28 protein-coding genes are annotated in these 23468 nt (G+C 56.9%); 12 read left to right on the top strand and 16 right to left on the bottom strand.

The window, feature by feature from the left end; genetic code table 11:
• Together Y5S_RS18275 and Y5S_RS18270 are read right to left on the bottom strand one after the other, a co-directional pair.
• A partial coding sequence (locus tag Y5S_RS18275; protein ID WP_035235121.1) for a hypothetical protein occupies positions 1 to 185 on the bottom strand: 185 nt, incomplete at its 3' end.
• Between the two features lie 295 nt (positions 186 to 480).
• The gene (locus tag Y5S_RS18270) at positions 481 to 1242 is read right to left on the bottom strand and encodes an alpha/beta fold hydrolase (RefSeq protein WP_052041709.1); all 762 of its coding nucleotides are present in this window, start codon (positions 1240 to 1242) and stop codon (positions 481 to 483) included.
• Positions 1243 to 1348: 106 nt separating this feature from the next.
• Between Y5S_RS18270 and Y5S_RS18265 the strand changes: the two genes are divergently transcribed.
• On the top strand, positions 1349 to 2536 hold the full coding sequence (locus Y5S_RS18265; RefSeq protein ID WP_035235119.1) for a helix-turn-helix transcriptional regulator: 1188 nt from the start codon (positions 1349 to 1351) through the stop codon (positions 2534 to 2536).
• Here the strand turns inward: Y5S_RS18265 and Y5S_RS19275 are convergent.
• Positions 2475 to 3011: an NUDIX hydrolase gene (locus Y5S_RS19275; RefSeq protein ID WP_052041708.1), complete on the bottom strand. Its 537-nt coding sequence runs from the start codon at positions 3009 to 3011 to the stop codon at positions 2475 to 2477. The two genes, Y5S_RS18265 and Y5S_RS19275, sit on opposite strands and share 62 nt — an antisense overlap.
• A 245-nt stretch (positions 3012 to 3256) precedes the next feature.
• Between Y5S_RS19275 and Y5S_RS18255 the strand changes: the two genes are divergently transcribed.
• Both Y5S_RS18255 and recG read left to right on the top strand, forming a co-directional pair.
• Positions 3257 to 4159, top strand: a complete 903-nt coding sequence (locus tag Y5S_RS18255) for a hydrogen peroxide-inducible genes activator (RefSeq protein WP_035235117.1) — start codon at positions 3257 to 3259, stop codon at positions 4157 to 4159.
• Between the two features lie 95 nt (positions 4160 to 4254).
• Positions 4255 to 6351 carry an ATP-dependent DNA helicase RecG gene (gene recG / locus Y5S_RS18250; RefSeq protein ID WP_035235114.1) on the top strand — a complete coding sequence of 699 codons (2097 nt, stop codon included), beginning with the start codon at positions 4255 to 4257 and terminating at the stop codon, positions 6349 to 6351.
• 83 nt (positions 6352 to 6434) lie between these two features.
• Here recG and Y5S_RS18245 read toward each other — a convergent pair whose 3' ends face one another.
• Positions 6435 to 7202, bottom strand: coding sequence for a substrate-binding periplasmic protein (locus tag Y5S_RS18245; protein WP_035235113.1), 768 nt, complete (start codon positions 7200 to 7202; stop codon positions 6435 to 6437).
• Positions 7203 to 7286: 84 nt separating this feature from the next.
• Positions 7287 to 8234 carry a GGDEF domain-containing protein gene (locus Y5S_RS18240; protein ID WP_035235112.1) on the bottom strand — a complete coding sequence of 316 codons (948 nt, stop codon included), beginning with the start codon at positions 8232 to 8234 and terminating at the stop codon, positions 7287 to 7289.
• A gap of 159 nt (positions 8235 to 8393) precedes the next feature.
• Between Y5S_RS18240 and Y5S_RS18235 the strand changes: the two genes are divergently transcribed.
• The 4 genes from Y5S_RS18235 (at position 8394) to Y5S_RS19270 (ending at position 11118) form a co-directional block, all read left to right on the top strand.
• Entirely contained in the window at positions 8394 to 9254 is an 861-nt protein-coding gene (locus tag Y5S_RS18235) for a hypothetical protein (protein ID WP_156107858.1), read from the top strand.
• Between the two features lie 96 nt (positions 9255 to 9350).
• Entirely contained in the window at positions 9351 to 9611 is a 261-nt protein-coding gene (locus tag Y5S_RS18230; RefSeq protein WP_035235108.1) for a hypothetical protein, read from the top strand.
• 167 nt (positions 9612 to 9778) lie between these two features.
• Entirely contained in the window at positions 9779 to 10678 is a 900-nt protein-coding gene (locus Y5S_RS18225; protein WP_035235107.1) for an NmrA/HSCARG family protein, read from the top strand.
• 14 nt (positions 10679 to 10692) lie between these two features.
• Positions 10693 to 11118, top strand: a complete 426-nt coding sequence (locus tag Y5S_RS19270) for an SRPBCC family protein (RefSeq protein WP_052041707.1) — start codon at positions 10693 to 10695, stop codon at positions 11116 to 11118.
• A gap of 197 nt (positions 11119 to 11315) precedes the next feature.
• Here the strand turns inward: Y5S_RS19270 and Y5S_RS18215 are convergent, their stop codons facing one another.
• The 3 genes from Y5S_RS18215 to Y5S_RS18205 form a co-directional block, all read right to left on the bottom strand.
• Complete coding sequence (locus Y5S_RS18215) at positions 11316 to 11678, bottom strand: SpoIIAA family protein (RefSeq protein ID WP_035235106.1); 363 nt, start codon at positions 11676 to 11678, stop codon at positions 11316 to 11318.
• A gap of 63 nt (positions 11679 to 11741) precedes the next feature.
• On the bottom strand, positions 11742 to 12203 hold the full coding sequence (locus Y5S_RS18210; protein WP_035235105.1) for a hypothetical protein: 462 nt from the start codon (positions 12201 to 12203) through the stop codon (positions 11742 to 11744).
• 155 nt (positions 12204 to 12358) lie between these two features.
• Positions 12359 to 12805 carry a YtoQ family protein gene (locus Y5S_RS18205; RefSeq protein ID WP_035235104.1) on the bottom strand — a complete coding sequence of 149 codons (447 nt, stop codon included), beginning with the start codon at positions 12803 to 12805 and terminating at the stop codon, positions 12359 to 12361.
• A 143-nt stretch (positions 12806 to 12948) separates the two neighbouring features.
• Here Y5S_RS18205 and Y5S_RS18200 point away from each other — a divergent pair, with 143 nt between their 5' ends.
• Positions 12949 to 13734, top strand: coding sequence for a DUF3298 and DUF4163 domain-containing protein (locus Y5S_RS18200; protein ID WP_035235102.1), 786 nt, complete (start codon positions 12949 to 12951; stop codon positions 13732 to 13734).
• A 110-nt stretch (positions 13735 to 13844) separates the two neighbouring features.
• Here the strand turns inward: Y5S_RS18200 and cobS are convergent, their stop codons facing one another.
• The 3 genes from cobS to Y5S_RS18185 are packed head-to-tail and all read right to left on the bottom strand — an operon-like array spanning position 13845 to position 16007.
• The gene (cobS, locus tag Y5S_RS18195; protein WP_052041706.1) at positions 13845 to 14630 is read right to left on the bottom strand and encodes an adenosylcobinamide-GDP ribazoletransferase; all 786 of its coding nucleotides are present in this window, start codon (positions 14628 to 14630) and stop codon (positions 13845 to 13847) included.
• The gene (locus tag Y5S_RS18190; protein ID WP_081939831.1) at positions 14623 to 15144 is read right to left on the bottom strand and encodes a M23 family metallopeptidase; all 522 of its coding nucleotides are present in this window, start codon (positions 15142 to 15144) and stop codon (positions 14623 to 14625) included. The genes cobS and Y5S_RS18190 overlap by 8 nt, the downstream gene beginning before the upstream one ends.
• Complete coding sequence (locus Y5S_RS18185) at positions 15123 to 16007, bottom strand: LysR family transcriptional regulator (RefSeq protein WP_035235098.1); 885 nt, start codon at positions 16005 to 16007, stop codon at positions 15123 to 15125. Before Y5S_RS18185 ends, Y5S_RS18190 begins: the two co-directional genes overlap by 22 nt.
• A 274-nt stretch (positions 16008 to 16281) precedes the next feature.
• Between Y5S_RS18185 and Y5S_RS18180 the strand changes: the two genes are divergently transcribed.
• The 3 genes from Y5S_RS18180 (at position 16282) to Y5S_RS18170 (ending at position 18339) form a co-directional block, all read left to right on the top strand.
• The gene (locus tag Y5S_RS18180; RefSeq protein WP_035235096.1) at positions 16282 to 17058 is read left to right on the top strand and encodes a ferredoxin--NADP reductase; all 777 of its coding nucleotides are present in this window, start codon (positions 16282 to 16284) and stop codon (positions 17056 to 17058) included.
• A 193-nt stretch (positions 17059 to 17251) separates the two neighbouring features.
• On the top strand, positions 17252 to 17536 hold the full coding sequence (locus Y5S_RS18175; protein WP_035235095.1) for a DUF2218 domain-containing protein: 285 nt from the start codon (positions 17252 to 17254) through the stop codon (positions 17534 to 17536).
• 155 nt (positions 17537 to 17691) lie between these two features.
• Positions 17692 to 18339 (top strand): protein tyrosine phosphatase family protein, encoded by a 648-nt coding sequence (locus tag Y5S_RS18170; RefSeq protein ID WP_052041705.1) that lies wholly within the window; start codon positions 17692 to 17694, stop codon positions 18337 to 18339.
• Positions 18340 to 18412: 73 nt separating this feature from the next.
• Here the strand turns inward: Y5S_RS18170 and Y5S_RS18165 are convergent, their stop codons facing one another.
• The 3 genes from Y5S_RS18165 to Y5S_RS18155 all read right to left on the bottom strand — a co-directional run bounded on the left by Y5S_RS18165 (position 18413) and on the right by Y5S_RS18155 (position 20939).
• The gene (locus tag Y5S_RS18165; protein ID WP_035235093.1) at positions 18413 to 18607 is read right to left on the bottom strand and encodes a YheV family putative metal-binding protein; all 195 of its coding nucleotides are present in this window, start codon (positions 18605 to 18607) and stop codon (positions 18413 to 18415) included.
• A 138-nt stretch (positions 18608 to 18745) separates the two neighbouring features.
• Positions 18746 to 20782 (bottom strand): oligopeptidase A, encoded by a 2037-nt coding sequence (gene prlC, locus Y5S_RS18160; RefSeq protein ID WP_035235091.1) that lies wholly within the window; start codon positions 20780 to 20782, stop codon positions 18746 to 18748.
• Positions 20757 to 20939, bottom strand: coding sequence for a hypothetical protein (locus Y5S_RS18155; RefSeq protein WP_035235089.1), 183 nt, complete (start codon positions 20937 to 20939; stop codon positions 20757 to 20759). The genes prlC and Y5S_RS18155 overlap by 26 nt, the downstream gene beginning before the upstream one ends.
• A 43-nt stretch (positions 20940 to 20982) precedes the next feature.
• Here Y5S_RS18155 and Y5S_RS18150 point away from each other — a divergent pair, with 43 nt between their 5' ends.
• A complete protein-coding gene (locus Y5S_RS18150) occupies positions 20983 to 21525 on the top strand; it encodes a gamma carbonic anhydrase family protein (RefSeq protein WP_035235086.1) in 543 nt (180 codons plus the stop codon).
• A gap of 264 nt (positions 21526 to 21789) precedes the next feature.
• On the opposite strand, the gene Y5S_RS18145 is transcribed toward Y5S_RS18150, so the two are convergent.
• On the bottom strand, positions 21790 to 22782 hold the full coding sequence (locus Y5S_RS18145) for a lipid A deacylase LpxR family protein (RefSeq protein WP_035235084.1): 993 nt from the start codon (positions 22780 to 22782) through the stop codon (positions 21790 to 21792).
• Positions 22783 to 23018: 236 nt separating this feature from the next.
• Positions 23019 to 23468, bottom strand: coding sequence for an ion channel (locus Y5S_RS18140; RefSeq protein WP_231552745.1), 450 nt, complete (start codon positions 23466 to 23468; stop codon positions 23019 to 23021).

Here is a 23468-nt window from a genome sequence, read left to right as displayed (position 1 = left end):
TCTGCACCCATCTGGTAGAGATAGAGCTCTGCCCCGGCCACCGGCCCTTTGGTCACTGCCCCACTGACTGCGCTTTTGGCAGCAGGCTGCGGGGCTTTTCCCCCGCCACTACTACCGCCACCGCCCCCACATCCAGCAATGGCGACCGCCACCGCCAGACTGGCGATTCTGAACGTTCCCTTCATGAGTGTTATCTCCGATCACCCCGGTTTTGGATTCGTTATTAACCTAGAGGATCGGCAATTCATCCCGCATCGCCCATATGGGGTATATCCAGGAATCAACTTGGGAAACGGCAACAAGGGATCGTCACCGGGATCGTTTTTTTCGTTTTTTCTACACGTTTTCGGCAGCCACCCAGCTCAATCCGGATCGAAAGGAAAACCTCAACGGACGAATAAACAAGACCAGCGGTCGCAGAGAGAGGAAATCAAACAAAAGGAAGGAAAGCCCTGCCGGCCAACACCGGCAGGGCTGGGATCAGATCTGCTCTAATACTTTGGCGAACACATCCGCAAAGATTTCCGGCTGTTCCATTTGCGGGAAATGCCAGGTACCGGGTTGCAGCCACTCGGTAACATGGCTCGCGCAACGGGCTTTGGCAGCATCCCCGACCAGATCGCCATTGATGGCATGTATGGGGCAACGAAGTTCCGAAAAGGCAGCAGCAGGAGTCCAGCGCAGCAAATCCGACCAGAGAGGCAGCATGGCTTCAGCAGGTGCGGACGCCATGTCTTTCGCCAACGCGGCCTTCTTGTCTGCCGGCATATCGGGGCCGGCATTGTTGGCCACCAGGTCAGCAATCGCCGCCGGGAAATCCGCATAGAACGCGCTTTCAATCCCCTTGGCACTGTCCTCATCCAGATCCCCGTAGGGAATGACAAAGGTGTCCACCAGCACCACCGCCTTCACGGTTTTACGGCGAGCCAGTTCCAGTGCCACGGCTCCGCCCATGGAATGCCCGACAAGCACCGGAGCATCCAACCCTTCCAGCGTCTTCACTAACGCCTCTGCCAACGCACTTACCGCCCAGGGAGAAACATTCACATCCCGCGCCTCACCATGCCCAGGCAAATCCACGGCATACAGCGTCACGCCCTCCGGCGGATTCGCCAGCAAAGCCCGCCAATGACTACGCTGACAGGTCCAGCCGTGAATCAGCACCACCGCCTGCTCGCCACTGCCAGCCTGGGTAACCGGCAAGGTCTGACCATTCGTCAACGGCCACTGCAACTCCCCCATTCTCACGCTCCTCACGCTATTCCGTCACACCCAAAATGTGTACAGGTTCTAATTTTGATATCAATTAGGTACCTTAGGGGGTACTGAGGGGGACGACAAGATCATCATGACAGCTTCTGCGCTCAATGGATTGCAGGGGAAGGCACACGAGTCCTTGCTGGACACGCTCTACGATGCGCCGTGCAATCCGGATGCCTGGCCCAGGTTTCTCGATCAGCTGATTGAGGCGACCGGCTCTCGCTCAGCCAGAATGCTGGTGATGGACCGTTCCGCCGAATCCGTCAAATCCAGTATCAAACGCAACATCGACGACACGGATCATCAGGCCTACGTCTCCCATTTTGTGAATACCTGCCCCTGGCGCCCGGAACTGAAGAGCAAGGCTCCCGGCCAGCTTTACTCTTCCTATCTGGATTTTTCCTGCCCCCAGAAGCAGTTTTACCAAACCGAATTCTTTAACGACTGGGCATCCCGCCAGGATATCCATCACGGGGTCTGCGGTACTGTCTGGCAGGATGAGCACCAGACCGTTCAGCTCCTCATCCAGCGGACTCGCGGCCAGGGCCATTACCAACGCGACGAAACCGATCAGATCAATGAACTGGTCATGCACGTGCGCCGTGCCCTGCGACTGCAAACCCAGGTGAACGCGCTGGATCACACCCGCATGGCGCTGGAACAAACTCTGGAGATTCAAGCCCAGCCCTTTGCACTGCTCACCCAGGCTGGCACGGTTATCCATCTTTCCAGCGAAGCCGCAGGCCTGATCGCCGAGCTGCCCATGGCCAACATCAGCGATAACCGGCTCACTCTGCTCGATCCACGCCAGCAAGGTGAACTGATGCGCCTGCTGCGGGACGTCACCCGGCCCGATAATGGCCCGGGCGGGCTCATCAACCTGGCGCTGGCCAACGATCAGCGAATCCGTTGCCTGGTCAGCCCGCTTCGCGGCAACCCGCTATCGCAGCACTACAGTGACACCCGCCAGCCGCTGGCCATCCTCTATTTTCAGGACCCACGCACTGAGGTCTATGTGGATCTGGAGTGTCTGATGCAGCTGTACGGGCTTTCTGAAGCGGAGTCCCGGGTTGCGGCCGGCATCAGCCGTGGGCTGGGACCACAACAGGTAGCGGATACCTATCAATTATCCGTCCATACCGTGCGCACCCAGCTAAAGAGTGTCTTCAACAAAACCGGAACCACCCGGCAAAGTGAGCTGGCCAAGGAAATTCTTACTTCTCCGGCGGTTCGTCACTGGCGGAGTCCTGAGCTTTTGCTGTCTCGCTCTGCATAGCTTTCCCTACGACCTCAAGGAATTGCTCGAACTGGTAATAAAAGCGCCAGCCTTCCTTGCTCAGTGATGACAGTTCGTACCAGCCGATGGCAGACACTTCTGTCTTCCCGGAGCGCGGCACGGGAACGGCCTGCGAGGTATCCATCGGCGCCTGCGGGTAGCAGCGATAAACATGGAATCCATTGGTCATCACCGCCAATCGTTCACCCACCGTCACCGTCAGCCCGGCCTCTTCGCGGGTTTCCCGCCAGGCGGTGCACTGCGCCAGCTCACCCGCCTCCAGCGTACCGCCAGGCAAGCCAAGCTTGCCGCCCCAGCGATGGGTCAGCAGTAGCACCTTGCTATCCTGAATAATCAGACAACCGGCATTGGCGCGTCGGTCATCTTCCTTGCCCGGCACGCGCGGGCAGTCGGCCGTAACCGGGAGAGCAAACAGTAGAAGGAGCGCAGTGATGGCGAAGCGGTTGGTGATCATGATGGTAATGTGCTCGACAATAATGACGGCGCAGTTGCTAATTAATAATGAATAGAGATTTTAAGAAATAACTCACTCGATTGAACATCCCCTCAACAGTGTCAACAACCGCTTGCTGTATCCTCTCGGCGGTTGTTGACACTAAATTCTGCCTCTTTCAAATGTAGATAAAACGAGTGCATTTCTGGCGCAGCCTCTTTCAGAAGTGCACAATGCAGGAATCATCGACTAAATATATCGACGCCATGACACTAACAGAACTTCGCTATCTAGTCGCCCTGGCCCGCGAGCGCCACTTTGGCCACGCCGCCCAGGCCTGCAATGTGAGCCAGCCGACCCTGAGTGCGGCGATCAAGAAACTGGAAGAACAGCTGGGCATGCCGTTGTTCGAGCGTCGTCCACGCGAAGTGGTGGTCACCCCGCAGGCTGAACCCATTGTTACCCAGGCTCAACGGGTACTTGAACAGGCAGACCTGCTCTCCCAGATGGCCATGAGCCAGCGAGACCAGCTTGGCTCTCCCCTGCGCGTGGGTGCGATCTTTACTGTCGCCCCCTATCTGTTCCCATCCATGGTGCCAAGGGTACGTCAGGCCGCGCCGGACATGCCCCTGTTCATCGAGGAAAACTACACCCACGTGCTGCGCCGCAAGCTGGAACATGGCGAGTTGGATGCCATCATTGTCGCCCTGCCATTTTCCGGCGGTGGGCTGGTACGTGCACGCATGTATGACGAGTCCTTCTCGGTGCTGCTGCCCAAGGATCATGCCTGGAGCAAGCAGGAGAAAATCGCCCCGGAGCAACTGCTCAACGAAACCCTGTTGCTGCTGGGGGAAGGTCACTGCTTCCGTGATCAGGTACTGGAACTATGCCCTGCCATCGATTCGCAGACCCAGAAAAACCTGGTCCAGATTGAGGGCGGTTCCCTTGAGACACTGCGCCACATGGTGGCCGGAGGGCTGGGCGTGACAGTGTTGCCCAACTCTGCGCTTTACCAGCACGGCTACGATAAAGACACCTTTACTGTGCGCCCGTTCGAAGAGCCCGTGCCTTCACGGACTATCGCGCTGGTCTGGCGCGACAGCTTCCCGCGCCCCAAAGCCATCGAAGTACTGCGTCAGGCAGTACCCAAGGAAGGGCTGTCGGGATAAAAGTATCGAGAAGCGAGTAACGAGTGACGAAGTGCAAAACCGGTTTTGCCTTTCGACACTCGCGACTCGTAACTCGCTGACGGAACGCATTATCGATGGCCAGTGATTCTCTCTCCAGTCTCCCGCTTCATCGCCTTAAGGGCGTGGGGCCAGCTGCGGCCGAGAAGCTGACCAAGCTGGGCCTGCACAATCTGGAAGACTTGCTCTTCCACTTGCCCTTCCGTTACGAAGACCGCACCCGCATTACCCCCATCGGCAGCCTCCGCCCGGAAACCGGGGTGGTGATTGAAGGCGAAGTGATGGCCGCAGATGTGGTATTTGGGCGACGTCGGGCACTACTGTGCAAGGTGGCCGATGGCACCGGCATGGTGGCGCTGCGCTTCTTTCATTTCACCGCCGCGCAGAAAAACAATCTGGAGCGAGGGAGGCCGATTCGCGTCTACGGTGAACCGCGACCCGGTGCCGCCGGGCTCGAGTTCTACCACCCGGAATACCAGATTGCCCACGGCAACCAGCCATTGCCGCCCCTGGAAAAAGCCCTGACCCCGGTGTATCCCACCACCGACGGCGTGAGCCAGAAGACCCTGCGCAACCTCACTACCCAGGCGCTCAACTACCTGCAGGCCCATCCGCCCCAGGAACTGATTCCCCATGCCCTGCTCGACCAGAGCGGCCTGCCCAGCCTCAGCGAAGCCCTGCACAAGCTGCACAACCCGCGCCCGGATGACCCGGTAAATCTGCTGTTGGATGGCAAACACCCGGCAGTAAAACGTCTGGTGATGGAAGAGATGGTGGCGCACCAGCTGGGCATGTTGCAGAAACGCGCCGGACAGAAAGCCTTCCATGCCCCACGGCTTGCCGGCACCAGCCTGTTCGAACAGCTGCAAGAAAGCTTGCCGTTTGCCCTCACCGGCGCCCAGCAAAGAGTCATCGACGAACTGATGACCGACATGCGCCAGCCCCATCCCATGCTGCGACTGGTGCAGGGAGATGTGGGCTCCGGCAAGACACTGGTGGCTGCCGCAGCCGCACTGGCGGCTATCGAAGCCGGCTACCAGGTGGCACTGATGGCCCCTACCGAACTACTGGCTGAACAGCACCGTGATAATTTCCGCCACTGGCTGGCCCCGCTGGGGATTGAGGTGCACTGGCTGGCAGGCAGCCTGGGGGTGAAAGCCCGGCGGGAAACCAACGCCGCCCTTGCCGATGGCTCGGCGCAGATTGTCGTCGGCACCCATGCCCTGTTTCAGGAGGCCGTCCAGTTCCACCGGCTTGGCCTGACCATCATCGACGAACAACACCGCTTCGGGGTGCAGCAGCGTCTCGCCCTGCGCGAAAAAGGCCGCTTCGAGACCCGTCATGGAATCCAGGTGCCCCACCAGCTGGTACTCACCGCCACCCCTATTCCACGCACCCTGGCCATGAGTGTCTACGGCGATCTGGATACCTCGGTGATCGACGAGATGCCACCGGGGCGCAAACCCATCGACACTCTCGTCTTGCCGGAAGGCCGCCGCCCTCAGGTCATCGAACGCATCAACGATGCCTGCCGCGCCGGCACCCAGGCTTACTGGGTGTGCACTCTGATCGAGGAATCGGAAGAGCTGCAAGCTCAAGCGGCAGAAGCCACCTTTGAGGAATTGCAGGCCGCCCTGCCGGACCTCACGGTGGAGCTGGTACACGGGCGCATGAAGGCAAAGGAAAAGGCGGAACGCATGGCTCGTTTCTCCAGCGGAGAAGCACATCTGCTGATCGCCACCACCGTCATCGAGGTGGGCGTGGATGTCCCCAATGCCACCCTGATGGTGATGGAAAATGCCGAGCGGTTGGGTCTTGCCCAGCTGCATCAGTTGCGTGGCCGGGTCGGACGCGGTGGTGAGCAGAGTTACTGCCTGTTGCTCTATAAGAGTCCGCTGTCACACACCGGCAAGAAACGCCTGGCTGTCATGCGCGACACCACCGATGGCTTTGTGATTGCCGAGGAAGACCTGAAACTGCGAGGCCCCGGCGAGTGGCTGGGCACCCGCCAGACTGGCGACCTGGCGTTTCGCATTGCTGACCTGGTAAGAGATGAAGCCTTGATGGAACCGGCCCGTGAGGTTGCTGACCGGTTGCTGGACGAGCGCCCGACGCTGGTGGATCCGTTGTTACGCCGCTGGCTTAAAGGCGGCCAAGATTATGCGGATATTTAGGGACGCTGGGCGCCAGAGGCACTGAAAACAGCGCAGCTCCCACAACAGAAGGCCCTGCCAAATTCAAAGCATCCTACCTGCGTTCACTCCCCGGAAAGAATCTTCACCGGGATCCACTTGTGCTTCAGGCGCATGAGCTCACCGCTGCTCATCCATTCCTTTAGCACCTCATCCACCTGCTCTTTCAGCAAGCGGTTTTCCGGTGCCATGACCCAGGCCAGTTGCTCGCTGGTCAGCGGCTTGTAGAGCCCCAGCAGCCCGGCGCGGTATTGCGGGTTATTGGCCAGATTCCACACCGTGGGCGCATCATGGACGTATGCATCCACGTTGCCTGCGATCAACGCTTCCATGGCAGCGGCATTGCTGTCAAAACCCACTCCATTGTTGGTCCGCTTCATCACCAGGGCTTCGCCTGTGGTGCCGTTCTTGTAACCAATACGGAAGTCACTGCGTAGCAATACCCCCGGCGCCGCCAGCAGGCCGGCATCTTCCAGGCGAATCACAGCCATCTGCCCGATGGTGGTATAAGGCAGACTGAACAAGAAATGCTGCTGCCGCTCAGGGGTGATTGAAATACCAGACATGACGATATCTACTTCGCCGCTGTCCAGTGCCGCGAACAGCCCAGCCAGCGAATACTGGTGAAACTCTACGGGACGGGACAAGGCATCGCCCAACCCTCTGGCAAATTCTGCTTCCAGCCCATTCAAGCTACCATCCTCATTTTTAAAAATGATGGGAGGATAGTCCGCCATCACCCCCACACGGAGCGGTTCTCCGCCCCCCATTTTGCTGGAGCAGCCCGATAGCAACGCGGTACACAGCAATACCATGACAGACAAAATTCGCATTATTCTTCCTTGTAGTAAAAATCCGGCAGCTCGGATTCTGATGCATTCAAAAGGTGCTGGCCTTTCCGGCCATGATTTACCCGGCTATACCGCCTCCATCCAGACAACCCGGTTTCGACCTTGTTGCTTGGCCGCATACATACAACGATCTGTTGCATCGAGAAACTCGCGAATACTGCCCTCTCCCGCCGGAATGCAGGCATGGACGCCAAGACTCACTGTCACCCTTGGCAACTTTCCCTCAGGCACAGCCAGATGCTCAATATCAGCCTGCTCGATCCGCTCCCGGCAGCGCTCCGCAACCGTCTGGGCTGCCTGTGCATTGGTTTCAGGCAGAATAATAGCGAACTCTTCACCACCAAAGCGCGCCACCAGATCGCGAGGGCGCGCGGCTGCCTGCAACAATTCCGTCGCGATCTTTTTCAGACAATCGTCTCCGACAAGATGGCCGTAGTGATCGTTATATTCTTTGAAATGATCCACGTCCACGAGGATCAATGAGAGCGACGACCGCTTGCGTCGAGCATCCCCCCACTCCCGTGACAGCACCTTGTCAAACAGTCTGCGGTTACCCAGCTCGGTCAGCCCGTCCTGGAAAGACAACACTTCCAGTTCCTTACGCAAGCGCTCCAGTTCCTGCTCGGTTTTTTTCCGTTCACTGATGTCAAACATGAACCCGACCAAGGCTTCAACGTCACCATCCTCAGTACGTATCACATGGACCACATCACGAATCCAGACGTATTCCCCTGCACTGGTTAGCGCCCGATAATCGGCCTCATGATCGACCCCTGACTGAGACTGGGACACACAAAAGTCCACCACCCAGGCCTGGTCCTCTGGATGCATCCGCGCAACCCAGTCATCAATACTGCGCCAACTACCCTGTTCCCACCCCAGCACAGTTTCAATCTGCGGCCCGATGTAACTGAACGTCATGGTTTTCCAGTCGATCCGCCAGGGGATCGCCTTGGTGGATTCCAACAGGGCACGATAAGTATTCAAATCGGGTTGATAGGGGTCGGGGGTCATAAATACAGATCCTTGGAGTGACGACGGCGGAAGCGCACCGTGATGAAATTCTGACCATTCGCGACCGCTGGCTCAAGCTCTCAGATTGGAAGTTCCCAAATGGCCTTCACTCATCATATCCCGTATGTTGGCCATAGCTCGTTTTTCAAAGGACTGATCATGCTCAACGCGAAAACACTACGCCGCTACCCTGCTGTTCTATTCACCTCGTTATCCGCCTTGGCCTGGCAATCCACAGCCAGCGCCAATAGCCTGGCAATGGATGAAACCTTTTCCCTTTCTGCTGGTGGCTATCATGTCTTCAGAGCCGACACGACGGTGTCGCTGGTAAGCCGTAATGCCGGTGCCGGGGCGGTTATCCGCCCCGCCGACACCCTGGGGCTGGATCTGGAAAACACGGTACTCAAAGTGAACGGCCGCTATCGGTTCAGTCCTTCCTCTCAAGTGGTGGTCTCATGGTTCAAGGTCGATTCCGAGGCCAAGCGTAATCTGCAATCCGACGTGGACTGGGTCGCACCAAACGGTGATGAAATCACCCTCTCCCAAGGCAGCAGGGTCGCCAGTTCAATGGATTACGAGATCAGCAAAGCCAGCTACTTTTACTCGTTTTATCATAACGAGAAGGTGGAGCTGATGGCTGGAGGCGGTCTGCATGTGTCCCGTTTCGCCATCGATATCGATGTACTCGCCACTCCCGGCGGGGGCGCATCCTCGCAACAGACCGAGAATGCTGCCACCACTATTCCACTTCCCACACTGGGGTTCGGACTGAATTACCGTGTGACTCCGCGACTCCACTGGTATCTGCGTGGCGAAGGCTTTTATCTGGAGTTCGATGACTGGAAAGGCCTGTTTACCGACCTGGAGGTGGGTGCTGAATACCGCCTGTGGAAAGGGCTAAGCGTGGGCGCAGGACTGGCCACCAACAACCTGACCGTGACGGAAACCACATCCAGGTACAAGTTCCGCTATGACAACCGCTTGAGCGGAGCCCACACCTATCTTGCCTGGACCTATTAGTTGCAGAAAGTAGTAGTAGAAAGGCATTCCACCTGGGCGTATGATCGCGCGCCCTCACCAAGCTTGGGTGAGGGCAAAACCTTACAGGACAGACTCATGGCAGCAGCCCCCAAACCCATGCGTAACTGGGCGGCAATCGATCCGCTGATGCGCAAGGGCGGTGTCCACCAGGCACCGAAAAAACAGATTCGCCCGAAACTGGACTGGCGCGATGCGCTGGATGATTTCGAAGACTGGCGAGATGAAGCATCCAGCGACAATGCAGCGAGCGACAACGAGGGAGCAGAAGCTCCCTCTTTTTTTGGCTGCCCTGCGACTGCGAGCCCTATTGAGAGCCCCTCACTCCAGCGCCTCTGAACTCCCGGTGCTTTGACTTTCGGAACTCGAAACTCGTCACTCGCAACGGAACCCCCACACGCTCAACGCCACCACATCCACCATCTTCCTGACTGATTTCGTCATTGTTGCTCCCTGCGGCTAACGGCATTCTGTGCAGAACCAGCCAGTTCTGACACAGGAATCCCATGTCTGACCAACGCATTCTCGTGACCGGTGCCACCGGCGCCCAAGGCGGAGCCCTGATTCCCCTGCTGCTTGAAAAGGGCTTCAAGGTCCGCGCCCTGACCCGCAATCCGGACAAGCCTGCCGCCAAAGCCCTGGCTCGTGAGGGAGTGGAAGTGGTGGCCGGAGATCTGGATGACAGTGTATCCCTGCAGCTGGCCTGCAAGGATTGTTACGGTGTCTTTGCCCTGCAGAACTTCTGGGAAAAAGGGGTGGGCTACCAACGTGAGATTGATCAGGGCATTCGCCTGGCTGATGCTGCTGCCGATGCAGGGGTACAGCACTTCCTGCAGACCTCGGTGGCCGGCTGCGAGGAAGCCGGCAACGTGCTGCACTTCGCCAGCAAATGGGAGATCGAGCAGCATATCGAAAAGCTGGACCTGCCGTTCACCATGCTGCGCGAAGTGTTTTTCATGGAAAACTTCTTCGAACCGGTAATGGGCAACAAGGGAAAGAAAGCCATCAACCCGGCACTGGTCCTGGCCACCCTTGAAGGCTGCCTGAAAAAGGACGTGCCCTTTCACATGGTCACCGTGGATGACATTGCCCGTGCCAGCGCCGAGATCTTTGCCAACCCGGACAAGTTCATCGGCACCCGTCCCGATCTGGCCAGCGATGTGCTCACCGTTGCGGAGATGAAAGTCATCTATCGCAAGGTCACTGGCAAACGCCCCCTACCGGTCAGCATCCCGTTGTGGGCCCTGCGCCTGAGTAATGCGGAAGCCGCCCGCCAGTATGTCTGGAACAACACCGTTCGCTGGCGCTTCGATGTGGACGAAGTACGTAAGGATTTTCCGTTCCTGACATCCTTCGAGACCTTCCTGCGCCAGCGCCTGGCTGCCCGGAATAACCAGAACCGCTAAACAAGGAAGACACCATGCCTGTTATTTATGTGGAGCACTCTTTCCAACACAACGCTGACACCGTGTGGCGGCGAATCCGGGACTTTGCCGATCTAAGCTGGCTTCCCGGCGTTACCGGTTGCAGTGTGGAAGGCGCGGGCGTGGGTGCGGTACGCACGGTCACCACCGCCGATGGCGGCGAGGTAATCGAAGCACTGACCGCCATGGATGAGCAGGCCCGGTGCTTTGGTTACCGCATCATCAAGGCACCCGGAGTAAGGGAAGACACCCATTACCAGGCAACAGTGGAAGTGCAACCCACCGACAGCGGCTGCACGGTGATCTGGCAAGCTCGGTTCAACGGCGGCAATGCGTCCGCAGACAAGCTGGAACTGGCACGCCGGGGGGCAGAAAAGATGTACGCGCTATGTCTTGAGAATCTGGCGGGGTTACTGGATTAAGGGCAGTTTCGAGTTTCGAGTTTCGAGTTTCGAGTTTCGAGTTTCGAGTTTCGAGTTTCGAAGAGCAAAGCCCAGGTCCGTTAAATGCGCAAAGTTGTTGCGCTTTTGATTTTCGCAACTCGAAACTCGTTACTCGCTACGCCCATCATCAGGCGCGTTAGCTCTGCCCGCGTCAGACAGAAAATCCGTCTATTCCTCTATTCCTCACAGATCCAGGCTTTCGCCTCTTGTTCCTGATCGCGTTCGAATACCTTCACCTGAATACTACTGAACAAGCGCGATGACAAACTGCCCAGGCGGCGCACCCAATCTGCATCGGACACCACCACCTTGCGTTCCACATCACGCCAGTGCCGAACACCGAATTTCAGGTCTTCCAACAGGGTGTCCAGGGCTACGCCTCCAAAACTTTCCAGCTCCACGTAGACACGCACCTTGTCATGACGGGTGAGAACATCTTCCAGCTCCTTTACCATGCTGTCGAATTCCGGCCGGGTAATCTTGCCGGAAATCCGCACACCCACTACACGACTGTCATCAAACGGAATCAATGTCAGCATCGTTTTTCCTCTCGGTTAGCGAGCCTCACCGGAGTGACATTGGCACATTGCCACCACTCACGCCTACGACTGGATCTCAGCTTTGAAGGATTGCCAGCGCGCCTGGAATGCGGACCAATGCTTTTCAACCCGGTCCATGGCTCGCTCCCAGTTATCCTCACTCGCCTCCTGAATACCCACATAGGCATCAGCCAGATCTTGCTGCTCCTGCTTGAGTGCCGACAAGGCTTCGTGCCTACTGAGTCTGGCTTGCTCCGGCAGCGTCTGCCACTGCTGCTGAAGCTCCTCCTGCAGTATCTCCAGCTGTTGATTCAGGCTTGCCAGCTCGCGGCGAACCATCTGCATGGCCTGCCCCTTTTCTGCGAAGGAAAGGCCGGACAGGGCTTCCAGAGGGTTATCCTGCTGAATTTCCACGCTTTCCGTGGCGGCTCGCTTGTCCTCGATGGCCGACTCAGAGGGTTCCGCCCAGGCACTCGCGGTAGTCACCAGCATCAAGGTGGCGGCTGCCAGTAATTTGTGTCCCATTTTCACTCCTGCGCATTAAACAGTAAGCAATAGGACAACAAGAAACGGGATTCCGCTCCCGGGCGAGGAGAAAAAATGGGTAAAACCGGCGTTCAGGCAGGAGGCCCTCTGTGCAGAATGACCGCTCTGCCAGAGGGCACCAACAGTGCAGGCGCTTATGCCTTGAGGATATAACGGAGCATTTCTACCACTTGCTCAGGGGTACGAGCGACCGCATCTGCCGCCGCATCCACTTCCTTGAGAGGGTGGTCGTGTTCTTCATCATGCAGGATGATCATGGGCGTCCCCAATGCGGCGGTATAGCCGGCATCAAAAGCCGCGTTCCATTGCTTGTACTGGGGACCAAAGCGAACCACCACCAGATCAGCCTCATCAATCAGCTTGCGGGTACGGATGCCATTGATGCCAGCCCCCAGGCGGTCTTCCCAAAAGCGCTTCTCTTCAGCGCCAAGGATATTCACCCCGACCTTATCGCTGGCCTCATGATCCGTCACCGGGCTGGTGAACTCGATATCCAGCTCCAGTTCTGCACAGCCCTGGATAATCCGCTCTCGCCAATCGGTATGGATTTCACCGGAAAGATATACCGTCCAAAAACTCATCACTCGTCTCCCATGGTTAGCCTGACAGGCCGCTGCAGGATAGTGTCTGCCGGTCACGGTTGCAAAAGGCAACTTGAACCCGGCAAAGTGCTGACATCTAATGCGTTATCACTTGTTCACTTCAACTGCGGGAAAATTATCTCATGCGTATGACACTGGCGCTGTTGCTGGGTGCGGTGCTGCTGACCGGCTGCGACAGCACAGAACAAACTCAGCCCGAAACTAGGCAGGGAGAAAATCGCTCCAGCACTTCTGTCACACAACCCGTTCGCATTCTCATCGAACTGAAAAAATCGGCACCCCAGTGTGAAGATAAAAATTGTCCACAGGTCCACATCACCTGGCTCAACTATGAAGACCAACCTGCACTCAACCAGGCCATCGAAACCCGCCTGGCATCCATGCTGGTGCGCCAGGAAGGTGACGCGATCCATGATGGCAGCATCGAAGGTTTGGCCGACGCCTTTCTGGCCGACGCTTCAGATATGGCCATGGCCACTGAACAGGGCTGGGAACTCAACGCCTCGGTAAAACAACAACGCAGCAAGGCCGGCTTGCTGACATTCAGCATGGAAAGTTACGAATACACCGGCGGCGCCCACGGCCAGCCGGTGGTGGCGTACTTCCACTGGGATCTGGAAAAACAGCAGTGGGTATTACTGAATGAACTCCTTGAGCCCGGACAACAGGAAACCTTCTGGGATCTGGCCCGGCTTGCTCACCGCGAATGGTTAGATGACCAAAAGCTGGACGACAATTTTCGCGAAAGCTGGCCATTCGACAAGACCGACGATGCTTTCTTTAACGAAAAGGGCCTGGTGCTGCAATATAACGTCTACCACATCGCCCCCTATGCCATGGGACAGCCACAACTATTGCTGCCCTATGACAAGCTGAAGGGGATTGTGCGGGACAAATATCTGCCTTAGAAAGAAGCGAGTTGCGAGGAGCGCGTTTCGAAAATCAAGAACAAACCATTATTCCGGTTTTGCCTTTCGCAACTCGCAACTCGCTTCTCGTCACTGAACGAAGTAGCGCGTCAAGCAGCCGCCAGCAACAACAGAAACACCAGCTCCGATAACACTACACTGGCACCCAGTGCGTCACCGGTATAACCGCCCAGATTTTTCTTCAGCATCGTGCCCCAGACCACTACCACCAAAGCCACAGCCAGCAGCGCGGCCATTGCCACCTGGAAAACCAGAACCAGCAGGGCGACCGCGATTGCCGCCACCGCCAGACGCTCACGGCTGAATCCTTCCGCCACCGGCTTGCTCTTGCTGGTATCAGGATCTGTCACATAGGGCAGCCAACGCATCAGACACAATGGCGTCAGGCGACTCACTGCGGGAGCCACTAGCAGCCCCAACCACACCGGCGACACAGCCACCAACACCACCACTTTCAACAGCAACACCAATACCAGCGCGGCCGCGCCATAGGTACCAATGCGGCTGTCTTTCATGATCTCCAGACGCCGCTCAACGGTATACCCACCACCCAGACCATCGACACTGTCTGCCATACCATCTTCATGAAACGCACCGGTTATCCAGAGGTGGAAGGCCAGCACCAGCAAGACGCTAATCAGTGGAGACCACCAGACTGCCAACAAGGCATAGAGCCCGGCGTACAATGCACCCAGCATCAAGCCCACCAACGGGAAATACACGCTGCTTTGATTCATCAGCGGTTGCGAATAATCGACCCTTACCAGCATGGGTATACGTGTGAGAAACCCCACTGCCAGCCAGAATGCCTGCCATTCACGTTGAATGTTGAGCCGGTTTTCCTCCACCTCTTCGTCCTTGTCTTTTCTATTCATGAAAATGTCGTGTCGGATCCAGGTAGAACATCTTCTTCCATCCCTGGGGCTCGCCATCCACGTTCCACAGCAGCGGCAGCAGGCTTACCAAAGAATAATGCAGGTGCGGAGGCTTGCCTGCCGCATTACCGCTGTCGCCCACCGTACCCACAGCGTCGCCCGCCCACAGCCAAAGGCCGGTATCGGCAAGCTGATCCAGGTGAGCGTAATAATGAAGCCGCCATTTGGGTCCCAACGCCAGAACCACCTTGCCACCACGGGCCAACTCGCCGCGGAACAGTACCAGCCCACCACTACTCGCCACTACCGGTGTGCCCTTGCCCGCAAAGATGTCTACACCCTTGTGTACGCCGGATCGCCCCCACGGGTAATACCAGAACGTTTCAGGATGCCAGTCGCCACGATCCGCACCCTGCACCGGGATTCCCTTCGCCTCAGGCAGCAGCAGCCCGGCAACCAGTAGCAGCCCTCCAACCAACAGAATCCGACGCATTACAGTGCGGAGTCGCGACATAATTCCAACCACCTCTCAATTCCCTGGCTACGATACTTTTGACGGTGCAGTACAAAATAGAAATCCCGGCTGAAATCCCGGTGCGGCACCGCCAACTCTACCAATGAGCCACGACGAAATGCCTCCCGCAGGCACACCCGAGACAGGCAGCTGATCCCCAGCCCGGCTTCCACTGCCCGCTTGATGGCTTCGGTATGCTCCAGCTCCAACGCCAGATCCAGCTCCGGCACCAGTCCGTGCAGGGCACGCTCAAACGTCTGACGCGTACCGGAACCGGATTCCCGGACAATCCAGTGGGCTGCACGAAGATCGCTATCTGTCAGCGACGACTTGCCGGCCAGCGCATGTTCCGGGCTGCAAAATACCACCAACTCGTCTTCCCGCCAGGGCAGGAGTTCCAGATCTGGATGATTCAACTCCCCTTCGATCAGCCCCAGGTCGAGCTCGAAACCCAGCACCCGATCGACAATGGAGCGGGTATTGGCCACTTCCAGATGGACTCGGGCACCGGGTTGCTGGGCCATGTACTCCGCCATGATTCCCACCGCCAGGTAGTTGCCAATCGTGAGAGTGGCACCCACATTCAAGCGCCCCAGATCCCGATGCGACTGCAGGTCAGATTCCAGTTCCCTCGCCTGAGCCAACAATGCTTCCGCCCGCGGCCAGAACTGCCGACCCAGCTCATTAAGCTTGAGACGTTTACCGGCCCGTTCGAAGAACTTCACGTCATACAACGTTTCCAGCTCCTTGAGCGCCCCTGACGCCGCGGACTGGCTCATGCTCAAGCTTTCCGCCGCCTTGCTGATGTTCTCGTGATGCGCCGTGGCCAGGAAAACCTGAAGCTGGCGTAGGGTGAATTTCATGGCTCCCTCCGGGAGCGGCATCCCGCTTCACGCGACCCGAAGCACGATAACCGACTGATCTTTATGACATTTATTTCCATCAGGCCAATTCGGCAGCGCGCACAACAGGCGCTTCCGATTACACCCTCACAGACCCGCGCAGTTGCGGCAGCATGTTGCTCGCCACTATATCGGCAATCCCGATATGATTAATCGTAATTACCCATTTTACCGATAACAAGGGATAGATTAAATTTCCACCAACTGGAATTTTGGAATAAGCGCTGATTTAACTATGTCTAATTTGAATACTGAAACCGTTACTAGCGTTCGCCACTGGAACGACACCCTGTTCAGCTTCACCACCAGCCGGGACTCGGGTTTCCGTTTCAAGAATGGCCACTTCACCATGATTGGCCTGGAACAGGACAATGGCCGCCCGCTGCTGCGCGCCTATTCCATTGCCAGCGCCAACTATGAGGAAGAGCTCGAGTTCTTCAGCATCAAGGTGCCGGACGGCCCGCTCACTTCCCAGCTGCAGAAGATCAAGCCCGGCGACAAGATTTATGTGAGCCGCAAACCCACCGGCACCCTGGTGGCCGATCACCTGTTGCCAGGGAAGAACCTGTGGCTGCTCTCCACTGGCACCGGCCTAGCTCCGTTCATGAGCATCATCAAGGATCCGGAAGTGTACGATCAGTACGACCACGTGATCCTGACACACGGCGTGCGCCATGTGTCCGAGTTGGCCTACCAGGACATCATCGAGAACGAACTGCCCAACAACGAATTCTTTGGTGAGTTTGTGAAGGGCAAACTGCTCTACTACCCAACCGTGACTCGTGAGCCGTTCCGCAACCAGGGCCGTCTGACCGACTTGATGACCAGCGGCAAGATCTTTGAAGATCTGGGCCTGCCCAAGCCCAGCCTGGAAAATGACCGCTTCATGCTGTGCGGTAGCCCCGCCATGCTCAAGGACACCACCGAGATTCTGGATAACTGGGGTTTCAAGGAAACCCGAGCCGGGGTGCTGGGCGAGTATGTCATTGAGCGAGCGTTTGTGGAGAAGTAAAAAAACCGCTTCACGCAAACACATCAGACAAGGGCCGCCATTGCGGCCCTTTTCTGTGCAGTACGGTTTGGAGATCTGGCCGAATAAATTCAGAAAACTGATATAACTGTTTCAACCACTGGCCTCATTGTTTCCGTTGATCGCGCGCAGAATGACAGACTCATCAACGAGCATTAAAACAGCGAGGCAATCCATGTTTACCACCTCAGCAACCATTCTCACAGAACAGGGCCAGCGGCTGATCACCCGCCTCGGACGTCACTGGGGCCACAAGTTTGACGTCACCCTCAGCGAAACTGAGCTGTACATCCCTTTCTCAGCAACCTCTCACTCCAGGCTAACGCTCAACGAGGGTGGCCTGACGGCGCAAATCAGCGCAGCCGAACCTGAAAGATTATCCACCCTGAAACAAGTGCTGACCGATCACCTGCAACGTTTTGCCAAAGATCAAACCCTGGTATTCCCCTGGAGCGATTGAGTACTTCACGTTCTTCAACGTTTGCCGAGCCATCACTGATCTGAAATGTCAGATCATGATGCTTTCGGTATGCCAGTCGCTCTCTCTTTTATTGCACCCGGCCCCCACAGCACCAACACTATGGAGATTCCCCGGCAACAGCAGAGACGCTGACCATGGCAAGGCCCGGCAAACTGAAAACCCTGATCCAGCTTTTTGATTTTCGCTACTTCAACGGCTGGAACAGCCTGCGTAGCAGTGTCGGCTTCACCCGCAGCCTTTTCATGCCTGGCTCATCAGCGGATAGTCTCGAGCAGATTTTCAACTTCCTTCCCCTGAGCTCCACGTTGGCCAGCTCCGGGCAGCCCAGCGAAGAGCAGTTCAAGCGCATTGCCAAAGCCGGCTTCCGCACCGTGGTCAATCTTGCTCCCCACGGCGCCGAAAACGCCCTTGAGGATGAAGCACTGGTACTCAAGGAACTCGGGCTGCACTACATCCACATCCCGGTGGACTTCAAGCAGCCGACGGACTGGGATTACAAGCGCTTCTGCCATGCCATGAAGGAAGTCGGCGACAACCCGGTATGGGTGCACTGCGCCGCCAACATGCGAGTATCTGCGTTTTGTATCGCTATCGCATCGAGAAGCTGGGCGAAGACAAAGCAGTTGCCCGCCGCGACATGGAAAAGATCTGGACGCCATTCGGCGTATGGAAGGATTTTATCGAGGGGAAGGCGGCTTAGAGGCACCGGCGCTATTCGGCTCTGGCCTGCAAGCGGAGCAAGCCAAGCGAGAGAAGCGTTTCGGGTGACGAGACGCGAGTGACGAAAACCCAAAACCCGTTACCCGCCCCTCTTTTGACTTTCGCAACTCGAAACTCGTGCCTCGTTACTGTCCGCTATTTCTTCGGCGACTGCAGGCTGACCGGCTGGGCTAGGGCATCGATGGCTTCGGCGGGTTTCTCGTCGAGATCCTTTTTCGCTCCACAGCTGACACATTCCATCCATTGGCGATCGCCATCGATGATGCGCTGGATCTTGTCCATCTGCCCGCATTCCGGGCAGGTGGCACCGGCAATAAATTGACGTTTCATTAAAAACCTTTCTTACCACAGAGGGCACTGAGTTCACTGAGGGAAAACCCGGTTTTGGCTTTCGCGACTCGCACGTTCACCACCGGGAGCACAGGATCTTTTCTCCGTGATCTCTGTGCCCTCTGGGGTCAAACACAATCAGCCATTGATTCCCGAATGACGCAGCAGCGGCTCCACGCTCGGTTCGCGCCCCCGGAACGCCTTGAACAAATCCATTGGCTCACGACTGCCGCCCATAGCAAGGATAGCACTGCGGAATTCACGACCGGTTTGTTCATTGAACTCCCCTTCCTCTTCAAAGCGAGCGAACGCATCAGAGGAAAGTACTTCGGCCCACTTGTAGCTGTAATAGCCCGCCGCGTAGCCACCGGCAAAGATATGCCCAAAGCTGTTCGGGAAACGATTGAAGGCTGGCGGCTGGATAACCGACACCTGCTCACGCACTTCATCCAGAATGGCCTGAATGCTAAGGCCATCCTGATACTCTGCATGGATACGCATGTCGAACAGCGAAAATTCAATCTGGCGAACCATCTGCATGGCGCTCTGGAAATTTTTCGCCGCGAGCATTTTTTCCAGCTTCTCTTTTGGCAGCGGCTCGCCGCTTTCGTAGTGACCGGAAATCAGCGCAATACCTTCTTCGGTCCAGCACCAGTTTTCCAGGAACTGGCTGGGCAGTTCTACGGCGTCCCAGGCTACACCGTTGATACCGGAAATGCCGGAAACATCCTGCTCGGTAAGCATGTGGTGCAGGCCGTGACCAAACTCGTGGAACAGGGTAACCACTTCATCGTGCGTCAGCAGGCCCGGCTTGCCACCTGCCGGCGGGGCAAAGTTACAGGTCAGGTAGGCTACCGGCGTCTGCAGGCTGCCATCCGGGCGGGTACGACGAATGCGAGCATCGTCCATCCAGGCGCCGCCACGCTTTCCGGTGCGCGCATACATGTCCAGGTAGAAGGCGGCACGCACGGAACCGTCATCGTCTACCAGCTCGTAGAAGCGAACATCCTCGTGCCAGGTTTCCACCTCATCTTGCTTGCGGAACTGGATGCCGAACAGTTTGCCAACGATGGCAAACATGCCGTTGATTACGGTGTCCGCCGGGAACCATGGGCGCAATTCTTCTTCCGAAATGCTGTAGCGCTCCTCGCGCAGGCGTTCGCTCCAGAAACCGATGTCCCAAGGCTGCAAATCTTCTGCCCCCTGGCTGGCCGCAAAGGCTTTCAATTCTGCCAGCTCCTGTTCCGCCTGTGGCTTGGCACGTCTGGCAAGGTCTTCCAGAAACGCTGTTACTTCCTGAACGTCCCGCGCCATCTTGGTGGCCAGGGATTTTTCGCCATAGTTGGCGAACCCAAGCAACCCGGCCTGCTTGTGCCGCAAGGCAAGAATTTCATCCATCAGGGCAGCGTTATCGAACTCACCGGCATGGGGCCCCTGGTCCGAAGCCTTGGTGGTCCAGGCCGTGTACATTTCCTTGCGCAATTCTGCATTCCTGCAATGGCTCATCACGGCGATAAACACCGGCGCGTCCAGCGTCAGCACCCAGCCATCCTTCTCATCAGCCTTGGCGCGATCTGCTGCGCCCGCCTTGGCGCTGTCGGGCAACCCATCCAGTTCTGCCTCGTCAGTAATGTGTTTGCTCCAGGCTTGGGTCGCATCCAGCACATTGTCGGAAAACTTGCTGGTGAGTTCAGACAGGCGCTTGGAGTTCGCCATGTATTCCGCCTTCTTGGCATCCGGCAGGTCGACCCCGGACAAACGGAAATCACGCAGGGTGTTTTCGATGTCTTTTTGCTGAGCCTCGTTGAGAGAGTCCCATTCGGCACTATCGCGCAAGGACTGATAGGCGGCGCACAGTGCAGCGTTTTGGCCCACTTCAGTGCCATATTCACTGAGCAGCGGCAGACAGCTGTTGTAGGCATTTCGCAACGCCTCGTTCTGGGCCACGGCATTCAGGTGGCCGGCAGGACCGAACGCCTTGCCCAGGCGATCATCCTCTTCATCCAGTGCCTGCACCAGATGGGCGTAATCGAACTTCCCGGCCGCCAGTACTTCCTCAATTCGGGCGCGACCATCCGCCACCAGCTGCTCAACAGCAGGCAGGACATGCTCCGGCTTGATAGCCGAGAACGGGGGAAGATCGGGGTAATCAATCAGCGGATTGTTGTTGCTCATTCGGTATTGGTCCTGCTTCTGTGGGCGCTGCCGGCAAGCGATAACGGGCGGTGTCATCCGGTTGCAGCAGCGTCTGGAAAATCAGCCACTTGCTCAACACAAAAGCGCCAAGCAAGATCATCACTATCAACAGTATACGGGTGGGTGGCTTGCTCATGCGCCTCCCTGACCATGAATTTAGACTATCGAGTGTATCAGTGATGGGGATTCGCCGCTTTGAAGACAAGGTTCCGCAGTTGGGGGACAGGGTATTTATAGACAGGGACGCCACCGTGCTCGGGGAGGTAACGCTAGGGGACGATTGCTCAGTGTGGCCCAAGGCGGTGATCCGCGGCGACATGCATCACATCCGTATCGGCGCACGGGTAAGCATTCAGGACAATGCAGTACTGCACATCACCCATGACTCCACCTTCAACCCCGGCGGCTATGGCCTAACAATCGGCGATGATGTCACCATTGCCCATCAAGCCATGCTGCATGGCTGCACGCTTGGCAGTCGGGTGATGGTGGGCATGCAGGCCATCATCATGGATGGCGCAGTGGTCGAAGACGATGTCATTGTCGCCGCCGGCTCCCTGGTGGGGCCGGGAAAACACCTGGAAAGCGGCTATCTATACCGCGGCCAACCCGCCAAACAGGCGCGCCCACTCACTGATGAAGAAAAGGCATTCCTGACCTACGTAGCCGGAAATTATGTGCGTTTGAAGGATCGTTATATGGCGGATGGTGGGCACGAGTAAGCACCCCTTGTTCAAGACCTGTCGAGCCCGGTAATGCCTGATCGCCCTTCGCACGGTTCGCTCAACGAGTTGAGTCTCCTCCAGATCACCTGCTGCAGGAGCGCCGCTTGAGGCGCGAATGCGAGCCTTGGCGAGAAAAAGATCCTTCGCTTGGGCTCAGGTTCGCGTCTCAAGCGACGCTCCTACTGCGGCCTCGAACAAATGCAGCACCGCAGAGGCACTTTTCACCATCGCCCTATCCAATCGAGCGTAGCTCGTAGCTGGTTAGATCTTCCACATGAACGACATATTGCCAAAGCTGAGGGGATCATCGCTGTTGCGCAGTGGCGAACTGGACCCTTGCAGGGTCAGCGTGAAAGAAAAACGGTCCCAGTGCACACCGCCGCCAAGCACCAGGCCGAGTACGCCATCTCGGGCCTCCACATCGTAAAGGCCGCTGTTCTCCTCGAGATAGGAATAGCCAATCCACTCGCCGAAACTGGCAAAAAACATTTCCCAGCCAAAACCGGAACCATCGAAGAGGCCAACCAGCGAACCTGCCGTTCCGATCCCGGCGTAATCCGGAATAAAGTTTCTCGGCAGGTTCTGACCAATCCGGACAAAACCGCCGGCGGAAGCCGTACCATGAAAGTTATTGGCATCGACTCCCCAGGCGTAGCCAAGCTCGCTTTGCAAGGTGTTGCCCAACTCACCCTGCCATGCACGCCGGGCATGTAGAAAATAGAGCCCACCGATCACCTCCGGACCCAGCTGCTCATCCCAACCCTGTGGGGCCGTGGAGCCGGTGATCCGATGCACCAGTTTCTGGCTTTGCTCGGCACCAGAGTCCTTCCCCACCACACCAACCCGCATGCCATAGCCAATCAGCCCATGCTGATCCCAGCTGAACAAGCCTGCTTCAAGATTGGTATAGCCCACATAGGGCAGATCCTGATAATTGGGCGCTTCGCGACTGATATCGGAAGGCGTAATCATGACCTGCTCGAGACTGAGCGTTAGCGCATGACGTTCACCGTTGAGCCGGACACCAGGCAAAGGAGAGAGCGCCCTCGCCAACGAGCAGGTAACGCCTTGGCGGTCCGCACAATGATCCTGACCGTCCCCAACCCAGCTGGCCCGCACACCATTGGTGTATTGACCATCGGAGCCCACAAAAAGATCGTTATCCCAGGAAAACCCCACCGTGGAGGCATGAGAGACATACGGCGCGCAAGCAAACAGCAAAACAACGAAAGAAAATCGAAACAACAGCTGCATTGGACAATCCTTTAAAAAATCGGTTGTCCCCCTTCAAAACGTCAACTCATCTACTCCCCCGTCAGCCCCAGAATAGTAACGGGAAGCGGGTAACGAGTTTCGAGTTACGAAAACCAAAAAACGAGCACATAAGGTTTAAGGTATTCGAAACTCGGTACTCGTGCCTCGAAACCATGATTTGTTATAGCCCGATTGAAACCAACAAGCTGGCTCTACCGTAACAACGACAGAAGGCGCTAAAACCGCCAGCGTCTCTGCATCACCAAAAACGCAAAAGACGCGGACCAGGTAATCAATATCAATCCGTTGAGTGCTTCTACCCCGGCAATCAATCGCAAGGTCCCCATGGGAAACAGATCACCCAATCCCAACGAGGTATAACAAGCTGCGGAAAAATACAGGTGATCGAGAAAACTGCCATCTACCGCCCCACCGATATTCATGGCTGTATCACTGTTATCCAGCAACAGATACACCCAAGCATAAAGCGTAATCTCAATCATGTGGGCCGCAAACATGGCGATCACCACAAAAAGAATTTCTCCGCGCAATGGTTTTTTCCAGCGCTTCAAAAATTCTGACAACCCGTAAAGGGTCCAGTAATGCAGGGTCACGGTCACCAGTACCATGCCAAGACTCACCAGCGAGGCATAGATCACTTCATACAGGACCGTGTCGTTTTCCAC

This window comes from Alcanivorax nanhaiticus, assembly GCF_000756665.1.
GTDB classification, from domain to species: domain Bacteria; phylum Pseudomonadota; class Gammaproteobacteria; order Pseudomonadales; family Alcanivoracaceae; genus Alcanivorax; species Alcanivorax nanhaiticus.
Note: the sequence above shows the minus strand (reverse complement) of the source record. Positions and strands in the feature narration are given on the sequence as shown.